This is a genomic window from Endozoicomonas sp. SESOKO2, assembly GCF_024606245.1.
Classification (GTDB): domain Bacteria; phylum Pseudomonadota; class Gammaproteobacteria; order Pseudomonadales; family Endozoicomonadaceae; genus Endozoicomonas_A.
The window spans coordinates 1-5810 of the sequence record NZ_JAHHPQ010000648.1; the positions used below are offsets into that span (position 1 = coordinate 1).

Annotated in this window: 5 protein-coding genes; all 5 read right to left on the minus strand. The window is 48.7% G+C overall.

From position 1 onward, the window contains the following. The coding region (locus KDK17_RS16090) for a hypothetical protein (RefSeq protein WP_257288517.1) at positions 1 to 1119 on the minus strand (1119 nt) is incomplete at its 3' end. A gap of 111 nt (positions 1120 to 1230) precedes the next feature. Next, the gene (locus KDK17_RS16095) at positions 1231 to 2802 is read right to left on the minus strand and encodes a hypothetical protein (RefSeq protein ID WP_257288518.1); all 1572 of its coding nucleotides are present in this window, start codon (positions 2800 to 2802) and stop codon (positions 1231 to 1233) included. A 187-nt stretch (positions 2803 to 2989) separates the two neighbouring features. After that, positions 2990 to 3925: a hypothetical protein gene (locus tag KDK17_RS16100; RefSeq protein ID WP_257274583.1), complete on the minus strand. Its 936-nt coding sequence runs from the start codon at positions 3923 to 3925 to the stop codon at positions 2990 to 2992. Between the two features lie 197 nt (positions 3926 to 4122). Further along, positions 4123 to 4497 carry a hypothetical protein gene (locus KDK17_RS16105; RefSeq protein ID WP_257274582.1) on the minus strand — a complete coding sequence of 125 codons (375 nt, stop codon included), beginning with the start codon at positions 4495 to 4497 and terminating at the stop codon, positions 4123 to 4125. Positions 4498 to 4999: 502 nt separating this feature from the next. Continuing rightward, positions 5000 to 5810, minus strand: an 811-nt coding sequence (locus tag KDK17_RS16110; RefSeq protein ID WP_257288519.1) for a hypothetical protein, incomplete at its 5' end; no start/stop codon positions are given.

Sequence of the window (5810 nt, forward strand, 5' to 3'; positions counted from 1 at the left end):
TCTTCTTTTGTGATCCTCCAAAGCTCGAACACTTTTGTAAACCTTCTCGCATGGTCGCTGCTGACCATCCTTTCCATCCACGGTTACGTCACAGATTTTTTGTCTGATGCGGTCTTTTTTTTTGTGACTCGTCAGGGTGTGTTGGTAATAAGCAGCCCTTCCGGAAGGAAGATAACCCGAAGGTGAAGTCTCCACAGGGCGTGTCAAATGGGTAGGTGTAGGGGAAATCCCGATTTCTTTGATAAGGCTTTGGCCACTTAGATTGAGTAACCCATTGACTATTAACCAGTCGTCAGCCGTGAAAGGCACATTCCCTTGCTTTGTTACATTATCCTTGAGTAGCTCGGTAGGACCATTTGTAAAGACTGCTTCTGCACTCATTGAGAGTGTAGGATTGCTTGCCGAACTTTCTGCTGAATTCAGCAGCCATTCAGTGGGCCCTCTGCTATCGGATAAGGGTCGGAAGGCACAAATGCCACGACAGGGAAGGACGAAACAATGTAAACCCAGACTATGCAGAGGTTGTTGAGGGCCTCTTTTACCGTCGCCAGTGCCAGCACACTGGTGGAGGCTAGTGAAAGAGCCTGAAGGTTGGGAGGTGGTTTTCGGGGTTTGCTGCCACGATGATTCTGATGACTGGTACGATGGTTGGTTATTTGTGGGGCCAGGTACTACGGTGATGGAGGCAAATGGGTGATCCTGACTCACTTCCTGTTGTTCGATCGGGTTAAACGACGGTGAATAGCTCCAATAGTTTTTTAAAAGCCAACCGACTGCGATAAACACTTCTGCAGGTAACCATGAATAAGGGTTGGTACTCGCAGAGGCGTCTTTGGTGGTGAGGGTCAGTTCGTAGCTCGAGGGCAGATGAGTGGCGGAAAGCGACAGCCATGATATTGAGTCAATGATGGTTGTCTTTGCCCTGTAATCTCGTGTTTCATCAGGCGTCGAATCCAGTCTTGTCTGGCCGCTTGTGGCTGCAATGTCTGACGAGTTGCCCGGCAAGATATGCTGGCTAAGCTTTATAGAAAAGTTCTGGTTTGGAAACACTGACTTTTGTTCAAAATCGACAATAAAGTATTCTTTCCACGGTTCGGCCTGACAGACGACAGAGGACAATAATATCAGAAACAGCATTTCGGTAAAGAGTGAGTGTTTAATCGTTCTATCCCTGCGTTCTGATTTATAGACAGGAAGGATAGATCACTTCAAGAAAGATTGGGTGTCAGATCAATGACTGAGGTCAACGTTCTGATCCGTATCAACAAGCTTGCGTTTTCGATGACTTCTTTTGTGATTAAACAGGGCTTGCGAACTGATGCAGACCACCCCACATGGCCGCAGCTGACCAACGTCACTGACCACGGTCACGTCACAGATTTTTTGCCCGCTGTGGCTCTTTCTTTTGTGATCGGACAGGGCTTTAGCATTCTTGTAGATTTTCCCACATGGCTGCGGCCGGCCATCCTTCCCGAATACTGTGCGGTCACAGCTTTTTTGTCCGCTATGGTCTCTTCTTCTGTGATCGGATAAAACTTGAGTGTTTTTGCAAATCTTTCCGCATGGTCGCGGCTGGCCATCCTCCCCGACTGTCGTTGTCTGGCAGATTTTTTGCCCACTGTGGTATTTGTTTTTGTGATCCGACAGAGCATGAGGACTTTTGCAGGTTCTTCCGCATGGCCGCGGCTGGCCATTCTTCCCGATTACGTTTGCGTCACAGGTTTGTGGCCCGGTATGGTCTCTTCTCTTTTGATTCGAGTGGGCTTGTTGATAATGGCCAGGGCCTTCGGAAGGGAGGTAGCCCGGAGTTGATGTTGCCACTGGGCGTTCGAAATGGGTAGCCGAACAGGAAATCCAGATTGCTTCTGGAAGATTACAGCTACGCAGGTTGAGTAACCCATCGATTATAATCCAGTCTTCAGGGGTGATAGGCAAATTCCTCTGCATTGTCGTAGCATAATTGGGTCCGGCTGAGTCTGTTGCGTAGACTGTGCCTGAACTGATTGAATTTGCAAGGTTGCCTGCCGAACTCTCTTCGGAATTCAGCGGCCATTTAGCGGGCCATCTGCTATTAGATGATGATCGAAAGATACAAACGCCACGACAGGGAAAGACGAAACAATTTAAACCCAAAGTATGCGGGGGTTGTTGAGGGCCTCTGTTACCGCCGCCAGAGTCAGAATGCAGGGATCTGCTGACGGTGCCTGCAAGTTGAGTTGTCACTCCAGAGACTTGCTCGTCGGATGATTCTGATAGCGGGTATGGTTGTTGATTATGTCCAGAGCCAGGCACCATAATGATGGTAGCAAACAGATGATCCCCCTGTGTCAGCTTAGATGTTGCTTCTTTTTGTTTAATCGTATTAAACGACGAGGAATATAGGAGCCAATAGCTTTTTAAAAACCAACCGACAGCGATAACCACTTCCAGAGGAAGCCATGAATGAAGCGTGTTACTCAGAGGGGCTTCTTCGATGTTTAGGGGCAGTTCGTAACCTAAAAGCAGATGAGTGGTGTAGATTGATCGCCACGAAATCGATTCAATAATGGTCGCTTTTATCCCGTAAAATGATTGATCATCAGGCGGCAAATCCTGTGCTGCGCAGCCGTTTGTATCGACAATATCTGACGGGTTGACCGGCAAGGTATGCTGGACATCCTTTATAGAAAAGCTCTGGTCTGTAAACACTGCCTTATGTTCAGGCTCGACAATAAAACGTTCTGTCCACGGTTTGGCCTGACAGACGACAGATAACAATAATATCAGCAACAGCAGTGTCTCAAAGGGTGAGTTTTTAAGCATTCTATCCGTGCATTCTAATTTATAGAGAGGAAGGATAGATCACCTCATGAAAAGGCGGGTGTCAGATCAACGACTGAGGTTATCGTCCTGATCCGCATCAACAGGCTTGCGTTTTCGGTATTTTCTTTTGTGATCTGTCAGGGTTTACTGGCACTGGGATAAACTTTATGAAGGGGCAGTTGTCAGATCAGGGATTGAGATCATCGTTCTGGTGCTCACCAACAGGCTTACGCTTTCGATGTACTCTTCTGTGATCCGACAGGGTATGAATAGTCTTGAATATTTTGCCGCATGGCCGCTGTTGGCCATCCTCTCCGATAACCATTACGTTGCAGGTTTGTTGCGTGGAATGGTGTCTGGTTTTGTGATACGACAGTGTTCGAGCGTTTTTGTGAACTATCCCACATGGTCGCCGCTGGCCATCTTCTCCAATCACTGTTACGTTACAGGTTTTTTGCCCAGTGTGGTATCTGCTTTTGTGAGACCCCAGGGCTTGAGCACTCTGATAGACCTTTCCGCACGGACGTGGTCGACCATCCCTCCCGTCCACTATTATGTCACAGGTTTGTTGCCCCGTGTGCGCTTTGCTTCTGTGATTCCACAGGGCTCTGATATTGATGCAGACCGTCCCGCATGGCTGCAGCTGGTCATCCTCCCCGACCACAGGCACGTCACAGGTTTGTTGTCCGGTGTGATCTCTGTATCTGTGTTCCATCAGGCTGCAGAGACTCTTGCAGACCTTCCCGCATGGCCTCGGCTTTCTATCCTGCCCAACTACAGTCACCTTACAGCTTTGTTGCCCGCTATGCTGGCTGCTTTTGTGAGACGACAGGCTTCTTGCACTCCTGAAGACCCCGCCGCATGGCCGTGACCGGCCATCCTCTTCGACTACGTTTACTTGACAGATTTTTGGCTTGATATGGCACCTGCTTCTGGGATCCAACAGAGCTTGCTGGCTATGGGGAGCTTCTGCCAAAGGAAGACAGCCCGAAGGCGGAGTCCCTATTGTACGTTCCAAATGGATAACAGGTGCAGAGGCAATCCCGGTTTCTTCGGGGTGACTGTGATTATGCAACTTGAGTAACCCGTTGATTATAACCCAGTCATCAGGGTTGGTTGGCAAATTTCTCTCGATTGTTACATCATAATTGGGTGTTCCGGCAGGGTCAGTCGCATAGACTGTCCCTGCAATTATTGAGTGTGTAAAGTTGTCTGTTGAACTTTCTGTAGCATTCAGCGTCCATTCATCAGGCTCGTTGCTAATGGATGAGGATCGGAAACCACAAGCACCATGACAGGGAAAGACGAAACAATTTAAACCTAAAGTATGTTGAGGGGCTGTTGAGGGCCTCCGTTACCGCGGCCATAGTAAGAACACAGCTGGCGGTTGAAAGTGCCCGTGAGTTGGGTCGTTGCTCCCGAGACTTGCTCGCCGGATGATACTAATAGCGGATGTGGTTGCTGGCTGTGTTCAGAGCCAGGCTCCATAGTGATGGTAGCAAACGGGTGATCCCCCCTTGTCAGCATTGATGCTGCTGAATGTTGTCTGATCGATTTAAATGACAGTGAGTCATGCTTCCAATAACTTTTCAAAAGCCAGATAACGACAACAACTACTACTTCTACAGGTAGCCATGAATAAGATTTGGAGCTGAAAAGGGTTTCTTCGGTCGCCAGGAAAAGTTCGTAACCCATCAGCAGACGCGTGGCGTAAAACCATTGCCACGAAATCGACTCAATAATGGTCGTTTTTACCCCATAATCGCCCGGTCTCTGTCGTTTCTCATGGGGCGGTGAATCCGATCCTTCATAGTCGTTTGTGTTGGCTATATCGGGCGTTTTTTTTTGTCGGTGTATGCCGATCGCGCTTTACAGAAAAGTTCTGGTTTGAAAACACTGCATTGTGTTCAAACTCGACAATAAAGCGTTCTGTCAAAAGTTCGGCCTGACAGACAACTGGCAACGATATCAGCAAAAGCGTTAGCGGCAACAGCGGTGCTGCGAAGAGTGAGTGTCTAATAATTCTATCCTTGCATTTTGGTGGATGGAGAGGAAGGATAGATCAAGAAAATAAGTCTGTTTTCTATCAAAGATCTTTTGCTAAAAACTGAAGGTAGCACCGGGAAAAACGTCATTGAAGTCACGTACCGGGTCAGATTGTTACTTGCTCAATTTAGCTTTTTCAGGACTGGGGCCATCATTTTTGGTTTACATCAACAGGCTTGCGTTTCCGATGATTTCTTTTGTGATCCATCAGGGCCCTGATATTCTTGCAGACCCTCCCGCATGGCCGCAGCAGGCCATCTTCTGTGACCACGGTCTCGTTGCAGGCTTGCTGCCCGGTGTGGCACCTTCTTTTGTGATCCAGCAGGGCTTTGATATTTTTGCAGACCTTCCCGCATGCTCGCGGCAGGCCATCCTCCCCGACCACAGTCACTTCACAGATTTTTTCCCCGCTGTGCATGCTTCTTTTGTGATCCCATAGGGATCTGGAATTCTTGTAGACTCTTCCGCATGGCCGCAGCTGGCCATCTTCCCCGACCACGTTTAAATTACAGGTTTGTTGCCCGGTGTGCTCTCTGTTTCTGTGGTACGTCAGGGCTTGAGCATTCTTGCAGGCTGTCCCGCATGGCTGCAGCTGTCCATCCTCCCCGACCACGGTGAAGTCACAGATTTTTTGTCCTGAATGTTCTCTTCGCTTATGATCCGATAGGGCTACGATATTTTTGCAGGTCCTTCCACATCGCCTTTGCTGGCCATCTTCCCCAACCACTGTCTCGACACAGATTCGTTGCCCGGTATGGTATCTGCTTTTATGAGTCGACAGAGATTGAGAATTCTTGCAGGTCTTCCCGCAGGGGCGGGGCTGGAGATCTTCCGCAATTACGATCACGTTACAGGTTTTTTGTTCGGTGTGGTTTCTGCTTTTGTGAGTCGACAGAGCTTGAACATTCTTACCAAATTGAGCGGAAAGCCCCGTACTTCTAGTTCGGGGATGGATAGCTCGC

What these genes read in the sequence shown, in the direction of transcription:
- KDK17_RS16105 (WP_257274582.1), bottom strand. Translation starts at nt 4,497, where the DNA reads ATGGGTTACGAACTTTTCCTGGCGACCGAAGAAACCCTTTTCAGCTCC.
- KDK17_RS16095 (WP_257288518.1), bottom strand. Translation starts at nt 2,802, where the DNA reads ATGCTTAAAAACTCACCCTTTGAGACACTGCTGTTGCTGATATTATTG.